Origin of the sequence: Pseudomonas sp. GR 6-02 (assembly GCF_001655615.1) — a bacterium.
GTDB lineage: Bacteria > Pseudomonadota > Gammaproteobacteria > Pseudomonadales > Pseudomonadaceae > Aquipseudomonas.
Genome location: NZ_CP011567.1, coordinates 3,738,478 through 3,764,496, shown reverse-complemented (window position 1 = coordinate 3,764,496; position 26,019 = coordinate 3,738,478). Strand labels below are relative to the sequence as shown.

Genomic DNA, 26,019 nt, shown 5'->3' with positions numbered 1-26,019 from the left:
ATCAATCATCCACCGACTGGCAGATGCCATTGCCGCCTTTCTTGCTGGTATAGGTCACGGCTACCGTGTCGTCATCCGCGATGCTGATCGAGATCGTCACATCCGGCCCCTTGGCCTCGAAAAGGCGATCATTGATCATTTTGGTCTGGGCTTCTTTGCTGTTGATCATCACCGGACCATCCTGGTCGGCGTGGACCATGATTTTCCCGGGACAGTCCACATCGAAGGCGGGAATGCCGGGGAGACTGTTCGCATGGGCTGCACTCGCCAATGCCAATAGCATGAATGTCAGGGTTGTTTTCATCGCAGACCTCCAGCGGATAAACCGATGTCCAGCGCACTGTTAACCATAGCCCTGTTCTTTTGACCCGGTGCAAAGTCAGAGGTGCAGACGGTGACGAATAAAAAAGGCCCCGCTCGATAAAACGAGCGGGGCCTTCTTGTGTTTGGGAGAGATCAGTACAACCGATCAATCACCCGAACTTCATTCTGGTTCTGCAGCGAGGCCCACGCCTGTGTCAGCGTTTGCAGCACATTACCGATGAAGTCCTTGTCGGCCGCGGCTTTCTTGCCGACATAGCCCTGGCCGCGACGGTACATCTTCATGCGGGCCAGCAGGTTCTGGTTGTTCTTGTCGAACTCTTCTTCGTGGGCATGGGGCGACAGGCAGTCGATATGGACCTGGCCCGATTTGCTGATCCACAGAATATGGCTGTCATGGCTGTCTTTTTGCGCAGCGAACAAACGAGCCAGTTCATCGATAGTAGGTTGATTGTTCAGATTCATTGTAAGCCCCTTGACCATTTGGTGATCTTTCAAAGTTGATTCGCTAATACAGGTAGCCCATCGGTTAGTTGATCCCTGGCACCGAAACCAGGACGTCAGCGGTCGACCGTCAATACGACGGGGTCGCGCATCTGTTGCATGTAGTCGTGTTGAATAACTGCTACGCAATAGCGTCACAACGAAGAGAAGCAGCGAAAACCTGGAGGCCACTGCCGACGTTTTCAGGGTCGGCCACAAGCTTCATGAGGATTGATCGCTAGCGTTTCTCGCCCTTGTACTGGACGTTCAGGCCAGGTCAGCTTCTTCAATCTGCCTTGTGGGCAGCGTGTATCCGGGAAAAACAGCTCGGCGGTCAGACGAACTTGCTCAAACGTGTTGCCTGTACTCCCGATCGGGGAGACGTCTGCATCATGCAAGGGCAAATCGGAGGCGTCAACGGTTTTGTAGTGATTATTTTTGTTCACTACATATTGTCGGACAAAGTGGTTTTGGAATTAGAAAGTCAGCGTGGCCACCGTTTGGAATCTTCGGCAGCGCTTACCCCGGCCCCGTAGGCGTTGCCGAGGGCTGCGATCTTTCAAAGCGGTAAACGGTGCATGGATAACCGTCGATCGGCAGCTGATGCACGGTGAACACTCCGGCCGTGAGATCGGGCATCACCCTGGCCCAGAACAGCCGCGCAGGCTGGTTGGCATCGATGTGGAAAATCTGCCATTGACCGGGGAAGCGGCTCAAGAGGGCAGAGACGACAAACTTCGCGACACCTTGGCCACGAAAGCGTCGACTGACAAAAAAGTAGCCGATGTTGTACTCGGCGCCGACGATATGGGTTTCGTTATCCACGGTCACGAACCCTGCCAGCTCGCCGTCGACCTTGATCAGAAACGGCCGGGTTGCCGGGTTGCGCCAGTAGTCCAGTCTGGGCTGGATGTTGAAGAAACCATGTTCCCCGAGCTTCAGCGGCAGCCATTCGCTGAAATCGTACATGTAGAACTGCATCAGGTTTTCGATGGTTTCCAGTTCGTCGCGCTGGGCGGCGTGCAGTTCTATCGAGGGCTGGCTCCTGATTGTCGCCATGGTCGTACCTTCGGTGTCTTAACTGACATTGAAGAACACTAGACCATTTCGATTCGCTGCCCTCAAACCTTGCCCGCCGGTTTCGCCGCGCGCTTGGTTCCAGTCGAAGGCTTGCGTTTGGCGGGTTTGCGTTTGTTTTTCCACGGTGTGGCGCCACGCCCGGCCGGGCTTGCCGGCCCGCTGATGGTCAGGTTCAGGCCGGCGCAGCGTGCCACTTGCTTGCTCATCCACGCGGCCTGTTTAGTGACGAATTCTTCCAGGCTCATTTCACCGCTCTGCACCATGTCCAGCGCCTGTTCCCAGATTGCCGTGGTGCCGGGGTCGGCAATCGCTCGCGGCACCGCATCGATCAGGCTGAAAGCCGCCGGCGTCGCGGCCAGGGCCTTGCCGTTCTTGATCAGATAACCACGATCCAACAGGCCCTGGATGATCGAGGCGCGTGTGGCTTCGGTGCCGATGCCAGTGGTGTCCTTGAGCTTTTGCTTGAGCAGCGGATCTTCCACCAGTTTGGCAACGTTCTTCATTGCCTTGATCAGATCGCCTTCGGTGAATGGCTTGGGCGGCTGGGTCCAGAGGTCCTTGAGCTTCACGTCGGCCACCGCGCAGTCACGCCCTTCGGCCAGTGTCGGCAGTGTTTGCGGTGCCGGTGCTTCGCGGCCCTTGGCGGGCGCGAGGGCTTCGGGCAGGGCGCGTTTCCAGCCGGGCTCGGCAATCTGCTTGCCCACGGCGCGCAAGGCTTCACCGGCGCAGTCGAAGTCGGCCTGGGTGCGGTCGTACTCATGATTGGGCAGGAACTGCGCCAGGTAACGCGCACGAATCAGGGTGTAGACCGCCCGTTGCTTGCCCACCAGTCGATCGAGATTCTTCGCCGCGGCGGTCGGAATGATGCCGTGGTGCGCGCTGACCTTGGCATCGTTCCAGGCCCGCGATCGGCGTTGCGGCTCCAGATAATCGTGCAAGGCGTTCAGGGCCGGATCGGCTTGCCGGAGCGCCGCCAGAATACCCGGCGCTTCGCTGTGCTGACTCAGGGGCAGGTAGCCGCAGTCGCTGCGCGGGTAGGTGATGACTTTATGGGTTTCATACAGGGCCTGGGCGATATCGAGGGTTTCCTGGGCGCCGAGCCCGAGTTTTTTCGAGCAGACTTCCTGCAAGGTGCCCAGGTCGAACGGCAGCGGCGCGACTTCGCGCATGCGCTCGGTACGTAGCTTGATCACCCGAGCGCTCGCCGCATTGCCAATGGCTGCAGCCGCCTGCTGGGCCAGCGCCTGGTTCAGGCAGCGATCCTGATCGTCACAAGCATCGGACGCCGCGCGCCACTGGGCAGTGAACGCAGTGCCATCGTGCAGCAGTTGCACGTCGATGGCCCAGTAGGCCACCGGGACGAAATCGGCAATGCTGCGGTCGCGATCCACCACCAGGCGCAAAGTCGGCGTCTGCACCCGACCGACCGGCAACACGCCCTGATAGCCGGACTGACGCCCCAGCAGGGTGAACAGCCGACTCATGTTCATCCCGATCAACCAGTCGGCCCGGGAGCGCCCCAACGCCGAATGATAGAGGCTGAACGTCTCGGCCCCGGGCTTGAGCGCCGCCAGCGCCTTGCGGATCGATGCATCGTCCAGGGCCGACAACCACAGCCGCTGGATCGGCCCGCGATAACGGCAATGTTCCACCAGTTCCCGGGCGATCATCTCGCCCTCACGGTCGGCGTCGGTGGCAATCACCAGTTCACTGGCCTCGCCGAGCAGGCGTTTGACTGCCTTGTACTGGCTGGCCGTGCGCGGCTTGACGGTCATTTTCCATTTTTCGGGAATGATCGGCAGATCCGCCAGCACCCAGCGCTTGTAACGCGCGTCGTAGGCATCCGGCGGCGCGGTTTCCAGCAGGTGGCCGATGCACCAGGTCACCGTGACGTCCGTTCCCAGCCAGCAGCCGTCGCCTCGACGCCTGGCGCCGAGCACGGCCGCGATATCTTTGGCCTGGGAAGGTTTTTCACAGAGGTACAGCCGCATAACCACCATCATCGATCAGTGTTCGAGAGGTGCACAGAATGGCGGTTGATGAGCGATGGAGCAATCTTTATCTGTATGGATGTACAGCTTGAGCTGTTGCGTTTGATGACAGCGGTCAATCCAGCGACTGAAGCACGCTCCGTTCGGCTGCGAAGTACTCGCGATACCAGAACATGGGGTATACCTGTTGGGGCGCGGAAACCGCACAACAGCAACAGAGGAACCTACTTCATGAAAGTCCCAGGTGCCGGTAGTCCCATCTCCATCGTCCCCCAACCCGGCTGCGTGGTGGTGAAGTTCCATGGCATTCAAGTGGCGTCGTCCACTCGGGCGCTGGTCATGCATGAGACCAATTATCCTCCGGTGTACTACATCCCGCGGGAGGACATCGCCGAACAGTATTTCGCCCGCACCGACCACACCAGCTATTGCCCGTACAAGGGCGATGCCAGCTATTACAGCCTGCAGATCCCCGGGCATGAAGGTGCCAATGCGGTATGGAGTTATGAGCACCCCAAGGTGTCGGTTGCGCAGATTGGCGGGTATGTGGCGTTCTATCCTGACGAAGTGACGTTTGAGGTGCTCAAGACCTGATGTGCAGAAAACATTTTGTGGCGAGGGGGCTTGCACCCTCGCCACAAACTAACCTCCCGTTAGCGCTCAGTTTTTATCGAGATCCACGTTCTTCGTCTCGCGCAAACACATCATCCCCACCACCAGGCTCACCCCGGTAATCACCACCGGGTACCACAACCCGTAAAAGATGTCCCCGGTGTACACCACCAGGGCAAACGACACCGTCGGCAGGAAACCACCAAACCAGCCGTTGCCGATGTGATAGGGCAGGGACATCGAGGTGTAGCGAATGCGGGTCGGGAACAGTTCGACCATCAGCGCCGCCAGCGGGCCGTAGCACATGGCGGAGATGATGATCAGCGCGACGATCAACACCACGATCATCGGTTTATTGATCAGCTGGATGTCGGCTTTTGACGGATACCCGGCCAGGGTCACTGCGCCACGCAGGGCCGCTTCGTCAAAGCCGTCGAGCTTCACGTCACCGACGCTCACCTGCACACCGCTGCCGGTCGGGGCCGCTTCGCTGCTGTAGGGCAGGCCCTGTTTGACCAGGAAGGTTTTGACCTTGTCGCACGGGCTATCAAATTTCGCCTTGCCCACCGGGTCGAACTGGAAGGTGCAGGTGGCCGGGTCGGCCAGCACGGTGATAGGTGCCTGACGGCTGGCCTGGTCGATGGCCGGGTTGGCGTAGTGGGCGATGGACTTGAAGATCGGAAAGTACAGTGCAGTCGCCAGCAGCAGGCCGATCATCAGCACCGGTTTGCGCCCGACTTTATCCGACAGCCAGCCGAAGAAAATGAAGAACGGTGCGCCAATGATCACGCTGACAATCAGCAGACTGTTGGCCAGGGCCGGGTCCATTTTCAGGAACTGCGTGAGGAAGAACAGCACGTAGAACTGCGCGGCATAGAAGGTCACCGCTTGCCCGGCGTTGATGCTGAACAGGGCGATCAGCACCACTTTAAGGTTTTCCCATTTGCCGAAGGAGTCGCGCAGCGGCGACTTGCAGAGTTTGCCTTCCTCTTTCATTTTCACGAACGCAGGCGACTCGTGCAGGCTCAGGCGAATCCAGGTGGAAATGCCCAGCAGCACGATCGAAAACAGAAACGGAATGCGCCAGCCCCAGACTTCGAACTGGTCGCCGGTGAAGTAACGGCAGCCCAGCACCACCAGCAGCGACAGCAGCAAGCCGAGGGTGGCGGTGGATTGAATCCAGCTGGTGTGGAAGCCGCGCTTGCCGATCGGTGCGTGTTCGGCGACGTAAGTGGCAGCGCCGCCGTACTCACCACCCAGCGCCAGGCCCTGGAGCATGCGCAGCACCACGAGGATGATCGGCGCGGCGATGCCGATGCTCGCGTAAGTCGGCAGCAAACCGACGCAGAAAGTCGCCAGGCCCATGAGGACGATGGTCGCGAGGAACGTGTATTTACGCCCGATCATGTCCCCCAACCGTCCGAACACCAACGCACCGAACGGGCGCACGATGAAGCCGGCGGCGAAGGCCATCAGCGCGAAAATGAACGCCGTGGTGTCGTTGACCCCGGCGAAGAACTGTTTGCTGATGACCGCCGCGAGGGCGCCGTAGAGGAAAAAGTCGTACCACTCGAACACCGTCCCCAGGGACGAGGCGAAGATGACTTTCTGGGTTTCCTGACTGGTGCCCGCGCTGCGGACGGCTTCCAGGGGCTGAACATGTTCTGACATATCGGTATCCCTCACAGTGATTGTTTTTGTTGTTCCACTGTCGACGCCAGCCTTGTGGGCGGGTGCCGCTATTCCTTTGCTCAAGAGACTGCGGTCAGTGCTTTTTCGTCAGGGGCAAAACTCCTTGCGGTTGTTTCGAGGATCAGTTGCGCGGCTTTCTCGGCGATCATCAATGTCGGCGAGCAGGTGTTGCCCGAGGTGATGCGCGGCATGATCGAGGCGTCGGCGATGCGCAGGCCGGGGATGCCATGAACGCGCAGCTCAGCGTCGACTACCGCGTCCGCGTCGTTGCCCATCCGGCAGGTGCCCACCGGGTGGAAAATGGTGGTGCCGATTCGGGCGGCGGCTTCGTGCAATTGCTCTTCGCTCTGCAAGCTGTCGCCGGGCAGGTATTCCACCGGTTTGAACGCTTGCAGGGCGGGGGCGCGAACGATGCGGCGGGTCAGGCGGATCGCGTCGGCCGCCACTCGCAAGTCTTCGGGATGGCTCAAGTAGTTGGGCTGAATCAGCGGCGCTTCCCGCGGGTCGGCGGAGCGAATGTCTATGCGCCCACGGCTTTGCGGGCGCAGATCGCAGACCGACGCGGTGAAGGCGGGGAAGGCGTGCAGCGGTTCGCCAAAGCGCTCCAGCGACAGGGGTTGCACGTGGTATTCGAGGTTCGCCGAGGTCTGCTCCGGCCCCGAACGGGCGAAGGCGCCGAGTTGGCTTGGGGCCATGGACAATGGGCCGCTGCGGTCATACAGATAACGCAGGCCCATGCCCATCTTGCCCCACAGCGTGCCGGCGATCTGGTTCAGGGTGCGGGCGTTTTCCAGTTTGTAGATCAGCCGCAGTTGCAGGTGATCCTGCAGGTTGCCGCCCACGCCGGGCAGTTCATGGGCAACGCCGATGCCGAGTTGTTGCAGCAGCGGGCGAGGGCCGATGCCGGAACGCTGGAGGATGCCGGGTGAACCGACGGAGCCGGCACACAGGATGATTTCCTTACGCGCCTTGAAGGTTTTCGCCTTATCTTGCCAACGGGCGCTGATCGCCGAGGCACGGCCGTTTTCCAGCAGCACGCGGTCGACTTCAACATCAGTCAGCACCGTGAGGTTGGTGCGGTGACGGACCGGTTTGAGAAACGCCTTGGCCGCGTTCCAGCGCACCCCGGCTTTCTGGTTGACCTGGAAATAGCCGCAGCCTTCGTTGTCGCCCTGGTTGAAGTCATCGATGCTGGCAATGCCGCTTTGTTCGGCAGCAGTGCGGAAGGCATCGAGAATCGGCCACGACAGGCGTTGCCGCTCGATCCGCCATTCGCCGGCGGCGCCGTGAAACTCCGAATCGCCGGCAAAATGGTTTTCGCTTTGTTTGAACAGCGGCAGCACGTCTTGCCAGCCCCAGCCGGGATTGCCCTCGGCCGCCCAGCCATCGTAGTCGCCAGCCTGGCCGCGCATGTAGATCATGCCGTTGATCGAGGAACAGCCGCCGAGCACCTTGCCGCGCGGGTAGCTCAGGGCACGGCCTTGCAGGCCCGGTTGCGACTCGGTCTTGAAACACCAGTCGGTGCGCGGGTTGCCGATGCAGAACAGGTAACCCACGGGGATGTGAATCCACGGATAGTTGTCGCGGCCGCCGGCTTCGAGCAGCAACACGCGGTGTTGCGGGTTGGCTGACAGTCGATTGGCCAGCAAACACCCGGCCGGCCCGGCGCCGACCACGATGTAATCGTATTCATCAAGGGAAGTCTGCATCCCTGACCTCGTATTGTTGTTCTTGTTGTCGGTCATCCTAGTTGTTAGCTTTCGTTAAAAGAATGTTAGTTTTTGCGCAGCTGCTGTGCGTTTTTAAACAGCCGTTAGTAACGGCATAACGTCAAGGATGGTTCATGTTCGACTGGAATGACCTGCGGTTTTTTCTTGAATTGCAGCGCAGCGGCCGCTTGCTGACCGCCGCCCGCCGCTTGAACACCACCCACGCCACCGTGGCCCGGCACATCGAGGCCATCGAAAAAAGCCTCGGCACCGCGCTGTTCGTCCAGCATGCCCAAGGCTACGAATTGACCCCGGCTGGCGAAGCGCTGCTCAAGCATGCCGAGGCCATGGAAAACGTCGCGTTGCTGGCCCAGGAAGAAATCACCCAATCCACCGCGCCGCTGGGCAAGATCCGCGTCGGGGTGACGGAGGGGCTGGGCATCATGTTCCTCGCCAGCCGCATGAACGGGTTGTTCGAACGCTATCCGGGGTTGGAAGTGGAACTGGTGGCGGTGCCGCGCTTCGTCAGCATCCTCAACCGTGAAGCGGAGATCAGCATTCACCTCGAACGCCCGGCCGCCGACATGCTGGTCACCCGCAAACTCACCGACTATCGACTGGCGCTCTACGCCAGCCAGGCCTATCTGGACCGCTCGCCACCGCTGCGCAGCCGCGAAGACCTCGGCCGCCACGCGTGGATCGGCTACGTCGATGATTTGCTGTTCAGCCAGGAACTGATGTTCCTCAACAGCTTCTGCCGTAACCCCCAGGTGGTGTTTCACAGCACCAGCGTCATCGCCCAACAACAGGCCGCGCGCTCGGGCCTGGGGATCGCCGTGCTGCCGTGCTACATGGCCAGCGCCGATCCTGAACTGGTGCCGTTGCTGCCGGACGAAAGCATCCAGCGCAGTTATTGGATCAGTACGCGGCGCGAGCTGCACAAGTCGGTGCGGCTGCGGGTGTTGTGGGATTACGTGGTGGAGTTGTGTGAGCGTGAGCAGGCTCTGCTGCGAGGCTCCATTCCTTTGTAGGAGCGAGCGGTGCGGCGATCCGACTTGCCTGCGAAGGCGTCAGGTCTGGCACACCGCGTTATCGTTCTTCGCGGGCTAGCCTCGCTCGGGTAATGGAATCTTGAGTCAGTGAGAAACCTGTGGCGAGGGAGCTTGCTCCCGCTTGAGTGCGTAGCACTCACAAAAATCGGCGATTGTTCAGATTTTGGGGCCGCTACGTAGCCCAGCGGGAGCAAGCTCCCTCGCCACAGAGTGTTCAATGGTGCTGGTCAACAGGAATCGACAGCGTCGCCCGCAACCCGCCTTCGGGCGGATTGACCAGGGTAATCCGCCCACCCAGCTGGGTCGCGATGGTGTTGACGATGGCCAGCCCCAGGCCCGCGCCGCCGGTGTTTCCACGGCTGTAAAAGCGTTCGAACAATCGTGCGCGATCCGCTTCGTCGATGCCCGGTCCCTGGTCCTGGACGCTCAAATTGTAGAACCCGTCGTCCTGGCTCAATTGCACGGTGATGACGCCATGCTCCGGCGAAAAATTCGCCGCGTTGGTGACCAGGTTGTTCAGGGCGATGTCGATGGTGCCGGCGTCGGCGAGGACTTTGAAAGGTCGGTCCTCCGCGTCGAAAGCCAGTTCCAGGTTCCTGCTCAGTAACCAGGGTGTGAGCTGGGCCAGGCTGGCGCGCACGGTTTCACTCAGGTCGATGCTGTGCAGCACCGGCGTCACAGCCTTGGGTTCGAGACGGGCCATGGTCAGCAATTGATTGACCAGACGGCTGGCGCGGTCGACCCCGGCAATCAGAAACGCCAGGGACTCACGACGCTCCTGTTCCGTGCCGGCTTCCAGCAGGTTTTGCGCATGCACCCGCAACACGGCCAGTGGCGTACGTAATTCGTGGGCGGCGTCGGCGATGAAGCGCCGCTCACGGCCAAGCACCTCTTGAATTTGCGCGAGCATCCGATTGAGCGCCGCTTGCATCGGTTCCAGTTCGCTGGGCAACGGGGTCAGTTGCAACGGCTCCAGAGAACCGCTGTGCCGTGCCCGCAACGTTGCCGCCATATCGGCCAGGGGTTTGAGCCCCCAGCCAATGGCCAGCCAGACCATGGCCGCCAGCATCAGGCTGCCCAGCACATTGGGCCACAGGGTGTGACGCACGATCCGGTCGACCAGGTCTGCACGCACGTCGTCCCGTTCACCGACCCAGATGCGCAGGTCATTCTCTTTGTCTTCGAGCACGAACCCCCGCCAATGACGGCTGCTCAAATCCACCACATCGCTGAAACCATGTGTCGTCGGCGGCACGGTGAAGGAGGGGGCGCTGGCGGTGTGCACCAGCACTTCGCCTTTGCTATTCCACACCTGAAAGGCAATTTTGCCTTCATAGGGGTGACCATCAACGCCCGGCACCGCTTCACTCAAGGCCTTGTTGAACGCTTGATACAGTTCGGCGTGTTCATGGCTGGCCAGCGGCATGCGCATCACACCCTGCAGCAGCCGGGCATTCTGCGCCAGTTGGGCGTCGTAGACTTCGGCGATTTCGTGATTGCTGTCGTGCAGGTTGAACACGCTGAGGATTGCCAACCCCGTCAGCATCAGGCCGATGATCAGCGTCAGGGTGCGACGCCGGATCGAAGTCATCGACGCTCCTCCACCAGATAACCCACCCCACGAATGGTGCGGATCAGGTCGGTGGAGAACTTCTTGCGCAAGTGATGGATGTGCACTTCCAGGGTGTTGCTTTCGGCTTCTTCGTTCCAGCCGTAAAGCAGTTGCATCAGGTGATCGCGGGTCATGACCCGGCCCGGAGGCGAGAGCAATTCATGGAGCAGTTGATATTCCTTGGGCGTCAGCGCCACCGGTTCGCCCTGATAGCTGACTTGCTGGGTGCCGGGGTTCAGGCAGATGCCAGCGTGTTCGATCAGCACTTGCGCGCGACCGGCACTGCGGCGCAACAAAGCTCGCAGGCGAGCCTTGAGTTCGGCCAGATCGAAGGGTTTAACCAGGTAATCGTCGGCGCCGGCATCCAGCCCGGCGATGCGGTCTTCAGTGGCATCCCGTGAGGTGAGGATCAGCACCGGCAGGTTCGAGCCGCTGTCACGCAAGCGGCGCAACACTTCCAGACCGTCCATGCGCGGCAGGCCGAGGTCGAGCACGGCCACATCGAAGGTTTCGCTGAGCAGTGAATGCAAGGCGTTGCTGCCGTCCTGCAGCCAGTCGACGGTGTAACCCTCACGGCCCAGGGCCTGATGAATGCCCTCGCCAAGGGCTACGTCATCCTCGATCAGTAATAAGCGCACACGGGACTCCTGTCAGTCGAGTTTCTTGTTCACGTCACCCAGTAATGCTTCGATCTCTTTGCGACGCCCGGCGTCGGCGCTTTCCCGGCCAGGACGGGGCGCGGCGTGCAGGGCTTTTTGCAGGGCATCCCGAGCTTCACCATAGCGCTTTTGACGGTAAAGGTGATCACCCCAGAAGTACAGGCTGTCGATGCCGGTCGGGTTCAGGTCCAAGGCCTGCTTCAACAGTTTTTCGGCCTTGTCGGCGTCGCCGAAACCGATAGGCCAGCCGGGCACCCGATCATACAGCGCCGCGAGGCTGGTGTAGGCCGAGCCTTGCAGGGCCTTGGGATCGATGGCCAGGGCTTTTTCCAGATCGACTTTGGCTGCCTTGGCCTTGCTCAGGGCACCGAGGCCACCCTGGGCGCCGGCCCAACTGCTGGTGACGATGCCGGACCAGATCCACGCTTCGGCCAGGGACTGGCGTTCCCGGGTGAACGCCGAGGCCTGGGCTGCGAGTTTTTCGAAGGCGGCGCTGCGCTGTTCGGCGGGCAATTCGTACTGGATGTGTGCCCAGCTCTGTTGGATGGCATTGAGGCGCTGCTGATCGGCGGCGTCCAGCGCCCAGACGCTTTGGCTCAGCACGGCGAGCAACAAGCAGGCGAGAATTTTCTTCATGGTTTGAGGCTCTCCTTATCGGGCTTCTGACTCAGGCGACGGATCAGCGGCAATTGCTTGCGCAAGCCACGGTCCACCAGATGCGGCAACAGACTGTTCAGGCGCACGAAAAAGCGTTCCGGCCAGCCCAGGTACAAGTCGCGACGGTCGCCGGCAATGGCGTGGATGACCGCCGAGGCAACGGTCTGCGGGTCGTCGACATTGGCTTTGAGCGCATCGTTCAGCGCTTGGGCCGCCGCGCTGTTCATGCTGGTATGGGTTGCCCGGGGAGCGACATAGAGCACGTTGATCCGGGTATCGGCCAGTTCCCGGCGCAGGGCTTCGGAGAAACCGCGCAGGGCAAACTTGGTGGCGCAATAGCTGGCGTAACCGGGGTAGCCGATGGAGCCGTAGGTCGAACCGACGTTCACCACCATGGCACTCTCGGCCTGCCTGAGCAGCGGCAGCAACAGCCTGGTCAGGCTGATCGGCGCGCCGACGTTCACCGCGAGCATGGCGTTGATCTCGCTGTCATCGAGCTGTTCGAGCATGGCGAAGTGATTGACGCCCGCGGCATTGATCAGCAGGTTGATGCCGCCGATGGCCTCGGCCGCCGCCAGCACTTTGCGCCGGTCGTCGGGCAGGGTCAGGTCCGCCCCGACCCAGCGCAACTGCTCCGGGTAGCGCTCGAGCAAGGGCTCCAGCGACTCTCGATGCCGGGCCACGGCCAATACGTGTGCACCACTGGCACACAGGGTGCCGGCGATGGCCAGGCCGATGCCGCCACTGGCGCCGGTCAATACCACGCGTGCCTCAGACGGGCGCATGCAGATTCTCCCCATCGCGCGGCAGGCCACGGAACATGTCGGTGTAGAGCGTGTACACGACCTTTGAGGCATGAATCACCGCAGCCTGGTCGGCCGGGTCTTCGAGCAGGTTCATCAAGCGGCGGTAGGTCTGCATGTGTTCGATATCCAGTGAGCCGTGGGAGCTCAGGTAGCTGAAGGCGGTCTCCGGCAGCGCCAGGCGTTCGCGGATGCTGCCGGCCGCGTGGGTGGCCAGGGCGATGCTGGTGCCTTCCAGCACGTTGACCATGCCGAACAGGCCCACCGGGTTGTCCCGGGCAATCAGGTCGTAAAGAAAGCTGACCATCAACTCGATCGGCAGCGATGGACGACCATCACGCACGGCGTCTTTGTCGCCGCCACAGGCTGCGATGTCGTCGAGCACCCACTGTTCGTGGCCGTATTCGTCCTCGATGTACTCGCACACCGCTTTGCGCAGCCATTCCAGACGCTGTGGCAGACGTGCGCCGCACGCCATCATCAACGGCACGGTATGGCGCACATGGTAGTAGGCCTGGGTGAGGAAGGCGCGGTAGCTGTCCAGGCTCACGTTGCCCTCAAGGGCATCGCGGATGATCGGCAGATTGAACAGCTCATGGCGTTCTTGATAGGTGGCTTCTTGCAGCGTGTCGAAAAAACTCATGGTGCAGATACCTCGGGGAAAACGGATTCAGTGAGCAGCGCCCGGTAACGCTCGACAATGGCATCGCGGCGCGGTCGGCCATTGGCGGTCAGCAGGCCGTTGGCGGGGGTGAAGGGTTGATCGAGACGGGTCCAGTGATGAACCTGAGCGTAATCGGGCAAGGCCTCATTGGCCTGGGCCACGGCGGTGGCCAGCTCTTCATCGGTGCAGTCCGGTCGATGGGGCCAGAGCAGGGCGTGGTTGCTCGGCATCGCTTCGCCGTAGACGAACGCCTGAGCGATGTGGCGACGCTGGGTGAGTTCGGCCTCGACCCATTCCGGGTTGACGTTGCGGCCGAAACTGGTGATGAACTGATGTTTCTTGCGCCCGTTGAGGTAGAGAAAGCCTTCCGGGTCGAACTCGCCGAGATCGCCGGTCGGCCACCATTCATCGTGGTAGGGCGCTTGCCCCAGATAGCCGAGCAGGGTCGAGCCCTTGACCAGCACTTCGCCGTCGTCGGCCAGGCGAATTTCTACATGGGGCAGGGGCCGGCCGACGCTGCCGGGGCGGTGTGCTCCGGGGCGATTGAGGCACACCACCGACGCACATTCTGACAATCCGTAACCTTCATACACTGGCATGCCGATGCGTTGGGCACGATGCAGCAGTTCTTCGGAAACCCGCGCACCGCCCACGGCGGCAAAACGCAACGATTGGGGGTTGAACGCTTTTTGCTCGGCGGCGCTGACCAGCATCAGCAGCAACTGTGGCACCAGGATCAAGCTCTCGGGCGCGCGGGAGGCCAGACACCCCAACAAGCGCGGCACATCGACACCGCTGGCCCCCTGAATGCCCAGGGTTTTCTGGCTCGGCACGCTGAGGGTCGCGCCGGCATACAGCGCGGCATAACAGCCGAGGTTTTCCAGCAGAATCGCCAGGGGCAGCAGTGCCAAGTGATGTCGCGGATGGGTGGGCTTGCTCGCCTGATCCAGTTCACGGGCCACTCGCAAAAGGCTTTCGGCGCTCAGGCATACACCTTTGGGTGTGCCGGTGGTGCCGGAAGTGAAGGTGAGTTTGGCGGTGCCTTCGGGGATGAGGTTCGGGCCGCTGAAGGAACGACGCCAGAATTCGCCTGTGTGTTCATAGCCGGCCCCTTGCAGTTCGGCGTCCAGTTCCGGCTCGGCAATCACCCGTTCGGCCTGGCTCTGTTGCAGGCAATGAATGCGTTGTGCCGGGCTGAAGAAGGGCGGCAACGTCAGGCAGGTCAGGCCTTCGAACAGGATGGCCAGGTCCCAGAGCATCGCCTCGGTACCGTTGTCCAGAGCCAGCGCGACCACTTTGACGTGCTCATCACGAAGACGCTGTTGGCGATCCGTGACCTCGGCGTACAGCGTGGCGTAGTCGAGTTTCAACTGATCGCCCCACAGGGCGACGGCGTTGCCTTTGTGTTCGGCGTGATGGCGCAGGGTTTGTTTGAAACGCTCCATTTCAGGCGACATGGCTGGACTCCTCAAGGGAGGTTGGCAGCCCCAGGCGATTGAACAGGCCGATGTTGCGCAAATGAATGAAGCCGGCGCGGATGTTGCCGACATGCACCCATGGCTGGCTCTCGTAATAACTGCCCCAGTGGTGACGGTCGTCGCCCAACCGCTCGGGATCGGCGGCGCAGAGCGTCACCGGCTTCAAACCCAGGCGATGAAAACTGTTTACCAGCCCGATGTTGCCGGTGAACGCCACCCATTCCAGCCCGCCCATGGCCAACAGATAGGTGATGGCGACGATGCTCAGCCGCGCGCTGCCGGTATCGCTGGCTGCGAGGTTACCGACCTCGACAATCCCGGCCCGGTCCACCGGTTGGCCGGCAGCGGCGCTGATCAGCGGATCGATCGCCTCGTCCAGGTAACGCTCCAGAAACAAGGGTTCGGCACTGGCCAGTCGTAAGCCGGCCACCGCACACAGCGTGTCGGACTCATCGCTCAGGCCGAACAGTTGTGGCATGAAATGGCGGATATCGGCGCCATGGGCCTTGCGAAAACGCTGCTGGATAAAAGCTTCGAAGACGGGTCGCTGGGCATCGTCTGGCAAGGCCCTGACCAGACTCATCTGCGAGGTTTCGGCTTGACCGAAGTGCAGGGGCAGAGGGATGTTCCAGTCAAAATCGTGCATGGGCAAGAACGCCTCCCCGAGTCAGTTTGGGGGGAGTATCAAAGGCGATTCTTAACGAAGTCTGAAGGTTATCTTCAGATTGTCTTAAGACTGGACAGGCAGGGTGGCGCCGGTCGGTTCGACGAAACCGGATCCAGGCTGCACGAAATGAGTCGGCAGCCGCCACCGATCTTCAAGAGGCTCTGTATGACCCGAGATTCAGCAGTACACCGGTATGGAAAACTCTCGATCACCTTGCACTGGCTGATGTTGGCGCTGTTCGTCGGCGTTTATGGCTGCATCGAGATCAAAGGGCTACTGCCCCGTGGAAGTGATTTGAGGGGTCTTTTTCTGGGGCTTCACGGCTTATTCGGATTGAGCATTTTTGCGTTGGTCTGGGTCCGCCTGCTCGGGCGCCTCACCCCCCGGCCACCGATTACCCCGGCTCTGTCAACCTGGCAGACCGGCGTCTCGCACCTCATGCACCTGGCGCTGTATGTGCTGATGATTGCAACACCGCTATTGGCCTGGTTGATGCTGGCCGCCGGCGGCAAGCCAATGCCGTATTTCGATTTCTTCCTGCCGGCGCCGGTGGCGGTTGATCCCGTGCTGGCCAAGCAATTCAAGCATTGGCATGAGTGGCTCGGCAGTGCCGGTTACTGGCTGATCGGTTTGCACGCGGCGGCGGGGTTGGTCCATCACTACTGGGTTCGCGACAACACGCTCACGCGCATGCTGCCCAAGGGCTTTGGTGCGGGTGTCAACGAGCGTCAGCGATAAGTTTCCCTGGACGTTCGGGCTGCCTCGAACACTGCGTTATCGTTCATCGCGAGCTTGCTCGCGATGAAGTCATCACTGTCACCTCAAACCTTGCCCGCTTGCTCTTCCAGCTGATCCGACTCAAACAACTTCGCCAGTTCCGCCCGCGCTTCCTGCGCCGTCTGCATCACCTTGGCCGCATCGTCATACACCGCGTGCTGAGCCTCCAGCACCTGTTCGTCGTGATGGGTAAAGCGCTTGATCCGCGCATCCGCCTGGGCTTGGGTCAGCCCCAGGCCAACCAGGGTGCGCCGGGTCATTTCCAGGCTGGAGTAATAGGTTTCCCGCACCGCCTGCGCCCCGACATCCACCAACCGGTGCACATGCTGACGGTTACGGGCACGGGCGATGATTTTGATGTGCGGATACAGCTTGTGCACCACCTCGGCCGTCTTGATGTTGGTGTCCGGATCATCGGTGGCGATCACAAAGAACTCCGCTTGCTCGACCTTGGCCGCGCTGAGGATTTCCGGGCGCATCGGGTCGCCGTAGAACACCGGCACGCCGCCGAAGCTGCGGGACAGTTCGATGGTTTCCACCGAGGTGTCGAGGGCGATGAACTTGATGTTCTGCGCCCGCAGAATCCGCGCCACGATCTGCCCCATACGGCCCATGCCGGCAATGACCACGCGGGGCGTATCGGCGTCGATTTCACGGAACTTCTGTGGCACCTCCACCGGTTGCACCTTGGGTTTGACCAGGCGTGCGCAGGCGAGCAGCAACAGCGGCGTCAGCGCCATCGACAGGGTGATGGTCAACACCAGCAAGTCGTACAGGCGCGGCTCGAACAAGCCCTGGTCCCGACCGATCTTGAACACCACGAAGGCAAACTCACCACCGGCCGCCAGCACGATCCCCAGACGAATCGCATTAACCTTGCCCAACCCTCCGGCCAGTCGACCGACCACAAACAGCAGCGGCAGCTTGATGGCGATCAGCAGCAGGGTCAGCCCCAGCACCACGACCGGCGCACTGAGCAGCAGACTCAAGTTGGCACCCATGCCGACGCTGATGAAAAACAGCCCCAGCAGCAGGCCCTTGAACGGTTCGATCTGCGCTTCCAGTTCGTGACGGTATTCGGAGTCCGCCAGCAGCAAACCGGCGAGGAACGCGCCGAGTGCCATGGACACGCCCACCAGATCCATCAGCCACGCCGTGCCGATCACTACCAGCAATGCGGTGGCGGTGGACACCTCCGGCAGACCAGTCTTGGCCACCACGCGAAACACCGGGCGCAACAGATAACGCCCGCCGATCACCACCACCGCGATGCTGCCCAGCACCCGCAAGCCATGGTTCAAATCTTCGGCCGCGCTGCTGGTGTGATCACCGCCGGCCAGCAACGGCACCATCGCGATCAAAGGGATCGCGGCGATGTCCTGGAACAGCAAAATCGCGAACGCCAACCGCCCATGGGGGCTGGTCAGCTCCTTGCGCTCGGCCAGGCTTTGCAAGCCAAACGCGGTGGACGACAACGCCAGGCCGAGGCCCAACACGATGGCACTGTTCAGGGACTGGCCGAACACGAACAACGCCAGCACACCAATCACCGAACCGGTCAACAGCACCTGCGCAAGGCCCACGCCGAACACCGATTTGCGCATCACCCACAAACGTCGCGGCGACAGCTCAAGGCCGATGATGAACAGCAACAACACCACCCCGAGTTCGGAGATGTGGCTGACGCTTTGTGGATTACCGATCAAACCCAGCACCGACGGCCCGATGATCACCCCGGCAAACAGATAGCCGAGCACCGCCCCCAATTGCAGGCGCTTGGCCAAGGGAACGGCGAGCACCGCCGCGAACAAAAAGACGACAGCGGCTTGTAACAGGTTGCCTTCATGGGGCATGTGAAACTCCAAAAACTCGATACGGCGGGGGCGATAAGGATAAAGGCTGGAGCCGGATGCGTCAGCCATGAACGAAAATGTTTGGGCCTCGCGATGGCAATTTTGCAGGCACCCAAGATGTCGTTACATTTAGCATCAATTAGTGACATTCATAGGATAAGCTGATCAAACTGTTCGTTCCCGAGTGCGCACCATGACCATCAACTTCGACCTTAACGATCTGCAAGCCTTTCGCGCCGTGGTGGAGCAGGGCAGCTTTCGCAAGGCTGCGGACACCGTACGCATCTCCCAACCAGCCCTCAGCCGGCGGATCGAAAAGCTCGAAGACGCTCTGGGCGTGAAATTGTTCGAACGCACGACTCGCCGGGTCAGCCTGACTCAGGCCGGGCGTGGTTTCATGCCCAGCGTCGAACGCCTGCTGGATGACCTGGACGTGGCGCTACTGGGTATCAGCGAAGTCGCCTCGACCCGGCTCGGGCATGTCACCGTCGCCTGTGTGCCGTCGGCGGCGTACTACTTCATGCCGCGTGTGATCGCCCATTACCATCGGCAATTTCCGCGGATCAAGGTCAAGGTGCTCGACTCCAGTGCTCACGAGGTATTGAGTGCCGTGGTCAACGGTGAAGCGGACTTCGGCTTGAGCTTCATGGGCACCCTGGAGGCCGAAGTCGAATTCGAGCCGCTGGTGCAGGAAGGTTATGTGGTGGCGTGCAGACGAGATCACCCCCTTGCAGGACGCAGTAGCGTGACATGGGATGAGTTTTATCAGCAGGATTACATCTCGCTGGACAAGACTTCGGGCAATCGCTTTTTGCTGGATCAAGCGCTGGCTGGCGTGGTGCCGCAGCGGCCGAGCATCTGCGAAACCCGTCATGTGACGACCATGATCGGTCTGGTGGAGGCCGGGTTGGGCGTGGCTGCCGTGCCGTTGATGGCGATGCCGGCGGCGGACCACCCGATTCTGACGCGGGTACCGTTGACCGATCCGCAGGTGATGCGCAATGTCGGGTTGATCAAGCGCCGGGGTCGTACGTTAACCCCGGCGGCATTGGCGTTGGAGCGCCTGGTGGTGGAAATGAAAGTCCAGCAACCTTCGGTCAGTGGCTGACTGAGTCCAGCCCCGTCGCTTTTACGTCCGGCTGGGCTGCGCTGGAGGCCAGGTACTCAAGCAGCGCCTTGGCCTCGGCCGGGTGTTGCGCATTGACCGGAATACCGGCGGCGAAACGGGTGACCGATTGCACCGATTCCGGAATTTTTGCCACAAAACTCACCCCAGGCACCGGTAGCAATTCGCTGACCTGCTGGAAGCCCAGTTGATAATCGCCGGTGGCAACCACCGAGCCCACCGGGATTTTCGGGATCATCTTCGATTTGGGTTTGAGCTGGTTTTCGATGCCCAGACGCTTGAACAATTGATCCTCGATATACACGCCGCTGGCACTGTCGGAGTAGGCGACTGACTTGGCGTCGAGCAGGGTTTTTTTCAGGCCTTCCACCGAGCTGATGTCCGGCTTCGGCGCACCTTCACGCACCACCATGCCGATCCGCGAATCCGCCAGTTCGACCCGTGAAGCGGGATCGACTTTGCCTTGCTTGATCAGGTCGTCGAGGGCATAGCCGACCATGATGACCACGTCGGCTTTCTCACCGCGGGCCAGACGATTGGGAATCGCTTCCGGGGCCTTTCCCATGGATGGACCGAGGGCGGTGTCCAGGGTGTTGCCGCTAGACTCGGCGAATTTCGGACCGAGGATTTTGTAGGCCGCCGTGAAACCACCGGAGGTCATTACACGGATTTCTTCAGCCTGGGCGATCGAACTCAGACCGAGACTGGCCACCAGGGCCAGGGCGGTAAAGTTGAAAAACCTTTTCATCAAATAGCTCTCGCAGTTAGAGGTTGGGTGGTTCACGACACGGCCGGTTGCAGGCGGCCAGAGGCACGGCGATAGAGAAACAGCGTCGCGCACAGGGCACAGAACGCGGCGAAACTCATCCAGTAACCGGGTGCGGCCTTATCGCCGGTGTACTGGATCAGGAAGGTCGATATGGCCGGTGTGAAACCGCCGAACACCGCCGTCGCCAGGCTATATGCCAAAGAGAAACCTGCGACCCGAACCTCGACCGGCATGATTTCCGTCAGTGCGGCGATCATTGCGCCGTTGTACAAGCCATAAATGAACGACAGCCACAGCAGCACCAACAGCATGTTGATGAAACTCGGTGCTTGCACCAGATAGGTCAGCGCTGGGTAGGCCGTGGCCAACGTCAGTAACGCCATGGCGATCAGTACCGGGCGACGACCGATGCGATCTGAAAGCGCGCCGCCAATCGGCAACCAGAAAAAATTCGAAACGCCCACCAGCAAGGTCACCAACAGCGCATCGGAGGTATTGAGGTGCAGCACGGTTTTGCCGAAGGTCGGCGCGTACACGGTGATCAGATAGAACGCGGTAGTGGTCAGGGCGACCATCATCATCCCGGCGAACACGATGACCCAGTTCTGTCCCAGGGTGCGGAACACGTCGCCCATGCTTGGCCGGTGTTTACGGGCGGTGAACTCTTCGGTTTCTTCCAGGTTACGGCGCAGGAAGAAGATGAAAGGCACGATCATGCAGCCGACGAAAAACGGAATCCGCCATCCCCAATCGGCAATCATCGTCGGCGCCATCCATTGGTTCAGACCATAGCCCAAAGCCGCCGCGACGATGATCGCCACTTGCTGGCTCGCGGATTGCCAACTGGTGAAGAAACCTTTGTTGCCGGGAGTGGCGATCTCCGCGAGGTACACCGATACACCGCCCAGTTCCGCACCGGCCGAGAAGCCTTGCAGCAATCGGCCGATCAGCACGATGGCCGGGGCGAACAGCCCGATGGTTTCGTATCCGGGCACCAGCACAATCAGAATCGTACCGCTGGCCATGATCGACAGGGTGACGATCAGCCCTTTGCGGCGCCCCACATCATCGATGTAAGCGCCCAGTATCACGGCGCCCAACGGACGCATCAGGAAGCCCGCGCCGAACACCGCGAACGTCATCATCAGGGACGCAAACTCGCTGCTGGCAGGGAAAAATACGGCAGCGATCTGCGTGGCATAGAAGCCGAAAAGGAAGAAATCGAATTGCTCGAGGAAGTTGCCCGAGGTCACTCGGAAAATCGCACTGGTCCGGGAGCGACCGGAATGGATTGATGCTGTCATTGACGTGTACTCCACCGCTTTTATGACGTGCACTGCCTGGACGCGGTGCACGGTTCTTATTGGGGTGGATAGTGGAGCAGGGACATCGATATGTTAATTGCATAGTTGGTATGTATTGATGCATGAAGCGGATCAATGCTGCCGACCCAGAGACGCGGCGTTTACCCAAGGCTATTCGCTGTGTACGCGTATCGGGCTGATGTTCCCCAACCGATACTGATTATTCCCGCTGCGCTTGGCCTCATACATCGCCAGGTCGGCAATGTGAATCAACCGGTCCATGCTCGGCGCATGGTCCGGGAACACCGCAACCCCAAGGCTGCTGCCGATGTGGCGCTGGTCGTTGCCAATGGTCACCGGCGGTGCGAGTTCGATGAAGATTTTCTGGCAGATGCTGCGGGCTTCGTCTTGCAGGCTGTTGCCTTGGGGAAGTCCTTGGAGGATGACCACGAACTCGTCGCCGCCGATCCGGGCGACGGTGTCGGTTGAACGCAGGATTTTCTTCAGGCGTGTTGCGGTGGTGACCAGCACGCGGTCGCCGGCCGCATGGCCATAGTGGTCGTTGATCGCCTTGAACCCATTGAGGTCGACAAACACCAGCGCCACCCGCGTGGCGCTAAGGCGGGCGTGTTCCAGGGCAGCGGACAGGCGCTCTTCGAGCACTAGGCGATTGGGCAGGCCGGTCAGCGGGTCGTAATGGGCCAGGTGCTGCAGATAACTGGCGGAGGCTTTTTCTTCGGTGATGTCGCGGACCACGCCCATCATCTTGATCGTTGCGTCATGCTCATTCTTGACCACATTGCCGGTCTCCCGCAGCCAGCGGATGCTGCCGTCCGGCCAGACCACGCGGTATTCCTCGTCGTGGTTTTCGCCGGTTTCCAGGCAACGCAATTCACCGGCGCGGACCTTGACCCGGTCGTCCGGGTGCACACAGGAACAGAACAGGGCGTAGGAGGGCGTCACCTCGCCGATCTTGAACCCGAACATCCCATAGATTGCATCCGACCAATAGAGCTTGTCGGTATCAACCTCCCAGTCCCAGGTGCCGATGCGGGCGAAGTATTGACTGCGTTTGAAGCGCTCGGCGTCGCCTTCCTGGTGGATACTTTGTCCCTCGGTGAGGCTATCGATCAGCGCACGGCACTCGGCCAACTGCTTTTGCAGCGAACGATCGCGCCAAATCAGCGCGACGATCAGGGCAAGGGTCAGCGAGCCGATGGTGACGTCGGTCCAGAGCTGACTCATTGAGGAATTGCGCTCATGGCGTATCGAACCGTGGGGGAGGTGGCGGGTATATTAAGGCTCTGTACGAAAAACTGCCTGCGTGTCGATCATGCTGCGTTAAAAACAGGCTCGGAATGCTCATTTACAACCCGTAAACTCCGCTTCATCGCCTGTTTTTGCCTTGCCTGATCGACACTCGGCGACTTTTCGTATAGACCCTGGCAAGCAGGAGGTGGGTCAGTTCACCACTGACGGTTGCGTCGCGACCGAGACGGTGAAGGTCACGACAACCAGCACGACGAGTACCCAGAACATCACCATGACTGTCAGCATGACGACCTTCAGGCTTTGATAAAGCCAGCGCAACCAATGGCCTTCGGGTTTTGCTTCTGAGCGGGTTCTGAGTACGCCTTTCAAATAGAAGCCGAGGAGGGCCAGCAGTGCGCCGTCAATCAACAGCGCAGGCAGGCCGGCTTCGGGGAAAATGCTTCCCCACCGATAGAATGACGACCGGCTCAGGAACACCACATAACAAATGAGGCTGCCGTAGGGGATGGCTCTCCACCATTTACCGGCCAGCGCTCCGACCATCAGGCACATAATCACCATGAACGGGTTGAAGAGAATATTGATCATCCACTCCAGTACGTTGGGGAAGTAGCCCGGGGAATGGATGCTGCGCCAGATGTGTTCAAACATTGTTCAGGCTCCTGCCTTCTATGGAGTAAGTGGTGCTTCGGTGCTTCCGTGCCGCTGCACGGTATCGGCGTATTGTCGGGTTACATAAGTCCTGTTGTGTAAATTAGGGTCTGTACGAAAAGTCGCCGAGTGGCGATCAGGCAGTTTTCGTATAGTGCCCAGTTCACGACCACTGCCGGATGCAGAGCGAAATGGTTGCCAATAGCCCGCATTTCTGGGAAAACGGCGCCCATCAAGCCCGCTCGGGCAAGCGCACAGATAGAGTGAATGTAATGAATGATGAGTTGCAGGTAATCGACCTTGAAGTGGGCGACGGCAAAGCCGCCGTCAAAGGCGCGCTGATCACTACCCAATATCGCGGGTGGTTGGAAGACGGCACCGAATTCGATTCTTCCTACAGCCGGGGCAAACCGTTTCAGTGCGTGATTGGCACCGGGCGGGTAATCAAGGGCTGGGACCAGGGAATCATGGGCATGCAGGTCGGCGGTAAGCGCAAGCTGCTGGTGCCGGCGCACCTGGCCTACGGCGAGCGCTCGATGGGGGCGATTACGCCGAATTCGAATCTGATTTTCGAGATTGAATTGCTGGAAGTGCTGACGCGGGATGATTGATGGGCGAGTGAATTGAAATGATTAACCCCGCTGTCTCTGAGAGGAGAGAGCGGGGTTTTTGCTATCTGTGGCGAGGGGGCTTGCCCCCGTTGGGTTGCGCAGCGACCCCAAATCCAATCCATCGCGGTTTCTCAGGACTGACCGCATACGTTGATTTTACGACTGCTGCGCAGCCGAACGGGGCGATGCGGCGTTCCGACAAGCCCCCTCGCCACGGATGCTCATTTCAACAACTATTTTTGCTGAAGGCTTGATCGGCTATTACTGCGGATCGATGTTATCCAGCGCCCGGTTCACGGCCAGTTCCCTTTGCGGATGGGCAAGTCAGGTGAATGCCTCAATATCATCAAGGGTGTTCGCCACAATCCCTTCCAGGGAGGGAAATTTCTTCTTCATCTTCTCAAGGGCCGGGCGTACAGCACCCAAGTCCAGACCACCCTGTCTGCGGGCTATGTGCCCGAGCGCGGTTATGGCAGATGCTGCAACTGATTCGGACTCACTCTCGAGGTACTTCAGACAGGTGTTTTGAGCCCAGGACTTGTCTTGTTCATTCAGGCCAATAGAAATCAATGCGACAACAACGCTGGTTTCTACGTTGCTAGCTAGAAGTCTCGTCGTTTCCTCGTGGCTCATTGTTGGATCTTGGTAGAGAAGGCTCACTTTTTAACTCCCTGAATATTGCCTTTGTGATCGGTTTTTCCTTTCCAGCCATGAGCGTCCTGGTTTCATCTTTTGAAAGCGATGCGGACGCTATATCAAAGGGCATTTGATAGATGTAGGACTGGTCTGAAACTCTGGCCGCTATTACAAATGCTAATGGCAACAACAGTTTTTGCTGGAGGCCTGATCCGCTATTACCGCGATACAAGCCGATGAGCCATGACGCAGTCAACCCGACTTGCCAGCCCCGGCAATATCGGTAACTATGCCCGCCTAAATAGGGGTAGGGGGTATAGGTATGTCGCACATCCACGAACACAAAGACGATTTGCTCAATCGCGTCCGGCGCATTGCCGGTCAGGTCCAGGCGGTGGAGCGGGCGTTGGAGTCCGATGCCGAGTGCGCCAAAACCCTGCACTTGGTTGCGGCAATTCGCGGTGCGGTCAATGGTCTGATGGACCAGTTCATCGACGCCCACGCCCGTGAACATGTGGCCCGTCCCGGCCTCAGCGACGAAGCACGCGCCGAAGGCGTGGAAGACTTGTTGCAAGCCATCCGCCGTTACTCGAAATAGAGGCCTGCCCCATGACACTGACACCTCAGGCTTCGCGCTTTACTCACGACCATCTGTTTCTGGGGGCCGCCCACGATGAAAATGCTCGCCGCACGTTGTGGGTGGTGGCGCTGACGTTCGTGATGATGATTGGCGAGATTGCCGCTGGTTATATCACCGGCTCCATGGCGTTACTGGCGGACGGCTTTCATATGGCGACCCACGCCGTGGCCTTGGGCATTGCCGCGGCGGCCTACAGTTTTGCCAGGCGACACGCCAACAATTCGCGCTTCAGCTTCGGTACTGGCAAGGTCGGGGATCTGGCGGCTTTTGCTTCTGCCATGGTGCTGGGCCTGGTGTCGATCGGCATCGCCGGCGAATCGATCCTGCGGCTGTTTCAACCTATCACCGTGGCTTTCACCGAAGCGACGGTGATTGCGGTGGTGGGGCTGGCGGTGAATGTCGTCAGCGCATTGCTGCTGGCAGGCAACCATGGGGATCACGGCCATGATCATCACAACCATAACCACGGTCACCATCATCACGATAACAACCTGCGCTCGGCGTATGTCCATGTGCTGGCCGATGCATTGACGTCGGTACTGGCTATCGCGGCATTGTTGGCCGGGCGCTATTTGGGTTGGGTCTGGCTGGACCCGGTGATAGGCGTCGTCGGAGCCCTTGTTATCGCGAAATGGGCCTATGGCTTGATGCGCGATAGCGCCGCGGTATTGCTCGACGCCACCGACGAGCACGTCGCCGCCGAAATTCGTGAGCTGCTTGAATCGACGGACGATGTCCGCATCAGTGACCTTCATGTCTGGCAAGTTGGGCCCCAGGCGCGAGCCGCAATTGTCAGTGTCGTGGCTACGGCGAGCGTCAGTGCCGACGCCATCCGCGAACGTCTGGCGCCGGTTCATGAGTTGTCTCACCTGACGGTCGAATATCGCAACGCTTGAGGTG

26 protein-coding genes are annotated in these 26,019 nt (G+C 60.2%); 7 read left to right on the top strand and 19 right to left on the bottom strand.

Going from position 1 to position 26,019, the window contains the following annotated elements:
• Position 1: 1 nt before the first annotated feature.
• The 4 genes from PGR6_RS16460 to PGR6_RS16445 form a co-directional block, all read right to left on the bottom strand.
• On the bottom strand, positions 2-304 hold the full coding sequence (locus PGR6_RS16460) for a hypothetical protein (RefSeq protein WP_018929755.1): 303 nt from the start codon (positions 302-304) through the stop codon (positions 2-4).
• 152 nt (positions 305-456) lie between these two features.
• The gene (locus PGR6_RS16455; RefSeq protein WP_018929754.1) at positions 457-786 is read right to left on the bottom strand and encodes a hypothetical protein; all 330 of its coding nucleotides are present in this window, start codon (positions 784-786) and stop codon (positions 457-459) included.
• 537 nt (positions 787-1,323) lie between these two features.
• Complete coding sequence (locus PGR6_RS16450) at positions 1,324-1,863, bottom strand: GNAT family N-acetyltransferase (RefSeq protein WP_018929753.1); 540 nt, start codon at positions 1,861-1,863, stop codon at positions 1,324-1,326.
• A 62-nt stretch (positions 1,864-1,925) separates the two neighbouring features.
• A complete protein-coding gene (locus PGR6_RS16445) occupies positions 1,926-3,875 on the bottom strand; it encodes a DNA topoisomerase III (RefSeq protein WP_064618348.1) in 1,950 nt (649 codons plus the stop codon).
• A 231-nt stretch (positions 3,876-4,106) separates the two neighbouring features.
• Here PGR6_RS16445 and PGR6_RS16440 point away from each other — a divergent pair, with 231 nt between their 5' ends.
• Positions 4,107-4,469 carry a DUF427 domain-containing protein gene (locus PGR6_RS16440; RefSeq protein ID WP_018929751.1) on the top strand — a complete coding sequence of 121 codons (363 nt, stop codon included), beginning with the start codon at positions 4,107-4,109 and terminating at the stop codon, positions 4,467-4,469.
• 66 nt (positions 4,470-4,535) lie between these two features.
• On the opposite strand, the gene PGR6_RS16435 is transcribed toward PGR6_RS16440, so the two are convergent.
• A complete protein-coding gene (locus tag PGR6_RS16435) occupies positions 4,536-6,158 on the bottom strand; it encodes an MFS transporter (protein WP_018929750.1) in 1,623 nt (540 codons plus the stop codon).
• An 80-nt stretch (positions 6,159-6,238) separates the two neighbouring features.
• Positions 6,239-7,888 carry a GMC family oxidoreductase gene (locus PGR6_RS16430; protein ID WP_064618346.1) on the bottom strand — a complete coding sequence of 550 codons (1,650 nt, stop codon included), beginning with the start codon at positions 7,886-7,888 and terminating at the stop codon, positions 6,239-6,241.
• A gap of 134 nt (positions 7,889-8,022) precedes the next feature.
• Between PGR6_RS16430 and PGR6_RS16425 the strand changes: the two genes are divergently transcribed.
• Complete coding sequence (locus PGR6_RS16425; RefSeq protein ID WP_018929748.1) at positions 8,023-8,919, top strand: LysR family transcriptional regulator; 897 nt, start codon at positions 8,023-8,025, stop codon at positions 8,917-8,919.
• A 235-nt stretch (positions 8,920-9,154) separates the two neighbouring features.
• On the opposite strand, the gene PGR6_RS16420 is transcribed toward PGR6_RS16425, so the two are convergent.
• The 7 genes from PGR6_RS16420 to PGR6_RS16390 are packed head-to-tail and all read right to left on the bottom strand — an operon-like array spanning position 9,155 to position 15,459.
• Entirely contained in the window at positions 9,155-10,531 is a 1,377-nt protein-coding gene (locus PGR6_RS16420; protein ID WP_064618344.1) for a sensor histidine kinase, read from the bottom strand.
• On the bottom strand, positions 10,528-11,190 hold the full coding sequence (locus PGR6_RS16415; RefSeq protein WP_018929746.1) for a response regulator: 663 nt from the start codon (positions 11,188-11,190) through the stop codon (positions 10,528-10,530). Before PGR6_RS16415 ends, PGR6_RS16420 begins: the two co-directional genes overlap by 4 nt.
• Positions 11,191-11,202: 12 nt before the next feature.
• On the bottom strand, positions 11,203-11,847 hold the full coding sequence (locus tag PGR6_RS16410) for a tetratricopeptide repeat protein (RefSeq protein ID WP_064618343.1): 645 nt from the start codon (positions 11,845-11,847) through the stop codon (positions 11,203-11,205).
• On the bottom strand, positions 11,844-12,653 hold the full coding sequence (locus PGR6_RS16405) for an SDR family oxidoreductase (RefSeq protein ID WP_018929744.1): 810 nt from the start codon (positions 12,651-12,653) through the stop codon (positions 11,844-11,846). Before PGR6_RS16405 ends, PGR6_RS16410 begins: the two co-directional genes overlap by 4 nt.
• Positions 12,640-13,314, bottom strand: coding sequence for a TenA family transcriptional regulator (locus PGR6_RS16400; protein WP_018929743.1), 675 nt, complete (start codon positions 13,312-13,314; stop codon positions 12,640-12,642). Before PGR6_RS16400 ends, PGR6_RS16405 begins: the two co-directional genes overlap by 14 nt.
• Positions 13,311-14,792, bottom strand: a complete 1,482-nt coding sequence (locus PGR6_RS16395; protein WP_018929742.1) for an AMP-binding protein — start codon at positions 14,790-14,792, stop codon at positions 13,311-13,313. Before PGR6_RS16395 ends, PGR6_RS16400 begins: the two co-directional genes overlap by 4 nt.
• A complete protein-coding gene (locus tag PGR6_RS16390) occupies positions 14,782-15,459 on the bottom strand; it encodes a thermostable hemolysin (protein ID WP_018929741.1) in 678 nt (225 codons plus the stop codon). The genes PGR6_RS16395 and PGR6_RS16390 overlap by 11 nt, the downstream gene beginning before the upstream one ends.
• A 186-nt stretch (positions 15,460-15,645) precedes the next feature.
• Here PGR6_RS16390 and PGR6_RS16385 point away from each other — a divergent pair, with 186 nt between their 5' ends.
• The gene (locus PGR6_RS16385) at positions 15,646-16,218 is read left to right on the top strand and encodes a cytochrome b (protein ID WP_064618341.1); all 573 of its coding nucleotides are present in this window, start codon (positions 15,646-15,648) and stop codon (positions 16,216-16,218) included.
• 83 nt (positions 16,219-16,301) lie between these two features.
• On the opposite strand, the gene PGR6_RS16380 is transcribed toward PGR6_RS16385, so the two are convergent.
• A complete protein-coding gene (locus PGR6_RS16380; RefSeq protein WP_018929739.1) occupies positions 16,302-18,110 on the bottom strand; it encodes a monovalent cation:proton antiporter-2 (CPA2) family protein in 1,809 nt (602 codons plus the stop codon).
• A gap of 193 nt (positions 18,111-18,303) precedes the next feature.
• Between PGR6_RS16380 and PGR6_RS16375 the strand changes: the two genes are divergently transcribed.
• Positions 18,304-19,218, top strand: coding sequence for a LysR family transcriptional regulator (locus PGR6_RS16375; RefSeq protein ID WP_018929738.1), 915 nt, complete (start codon positions 18,304-18,306; stop codon positions 19,216-19,218).
• On the opposite strand, the gene PGR6_RS16370 is transcribed toward PGR6_RS16375, so the two are convergent.
• From PGR6_RS16370 to PGR6_RS16355, 4 genes are all read right to left on the bottom strand, one after another.
• Positions 19,208-19,984, bottom strand: a complete 777-nt coding sequence (locus PGR6_RS16370) for a substrate-binding domain-containing protein (protein ID WP_018929737.1) — start codon at positions 19,982-19,984, stop codon at positions 19,208-19,210. The two genes, PGR6_RS16375 and PGR6_RS16370, sit on opposite strands and share 11 nt — an antisense overlap.
• 32 nt (positions 19,985-20,016) lie before the next feature.
• The gene (locus PGR6_RS16365) at positions 20,017-21,309 is read right to left on the bottom strand and encodes an MFS transporter (RefSeq protein ID WP_018929736.1); all 1,293 of its coding nucleotides are present in this window, start codon (positions 21,307-21,309) and stop codon (positions 20,017-20,019) included.
• 171 nt (positions 21,310-21,480) lie between these two features.
• Positions 21,481-22,554: a sensor domain-containing diguanylate cyclase gene (locus PGR6_RS16360; RefSeq protein ID WP_064618339.1), complete on the bottom strand. Its 1,074-nt coding sequence runs from the start codon at positions 22,552-22,554 to the stop codon at positions 21,481-21,483.
• A 216-nt stretch (positions 22,555-22,770) separates the two neighbouring features.
• Positions 22,771-23,232 (bottom strand): hypothetical protein, encoded by a 462-nt coding sequence (locus tag PGR6_RS16355; RefSeq protein ID WP_018929734.1) that lies wholly within the window; start codon positions 23,230-23,232, stop codon positions 22,771-22,773.
• Between the two features lie 272 nt (positions 23,233-23,504).
• On the opposite strand from PGR6_RS16355, the gene PGR6_RS16350 reads away from it, so the two are divergent.
• Complete coding sequence (locus PGR6_RS16350; protein ID WP_018929733.1) at positions 23,505-23,843, top strand: FKBP-type peptidyl-prolyl cis-trans isomerase; 339 nt, start codon at positions 23,505-23,507, stop codon at positions 23,841-23,843.
• Positions 23,844-24,167: 324 nt separating this feature from the next.
• Here the strand turns inward: PGR6_RS16350 and PGR6_RS16345 are convergent, their stop codons facing one another.
• Positions 24,168-24,503, bottom strand: coding sequence for a hypothetical protein (locus tag PGR6_RS16345; protein WP_064618337.1), 336 nt, complete (start codon positions 24,501-24,503; stop codon positions 24,168-24,170).
• 298 nt (positions 24,504-24,801) lie between these two features.
• On the opposite strand from PGR6_RS16345, the gene PGR6_RS16340 reads away from it, so the two are divergent.
• Together PGR6_RS16340 and dmeF are read left to right on the top strand one after the other, a co-directional pair.
• On the top strand, positions 24,802-25,077 hold the full coding sequence (locus PGR6_RS16340) for a metal/formaldehyde-sensitive transcriptional repressor (protein ID WP_019648873.1): 276 nt from the start codon (positions 24,802-24,804) through the stop codon (positions 25,075-25,077).
• Between the two features lie 11 nt (positions 25,078-25,088).
• A complete protein-coding gene (gene dmeF / locus PGR6_RS16335) occupies positions 25,089-26,015 on the top strand; it encodes a CDF family Co(II)/Ni(II) efflux transporter DmeF (protein WP_064618335.1) in 927 nt (308 codons plus the stop codon).
• Positions 26,016-26,019: the final 4 nt, after the last annotated feature.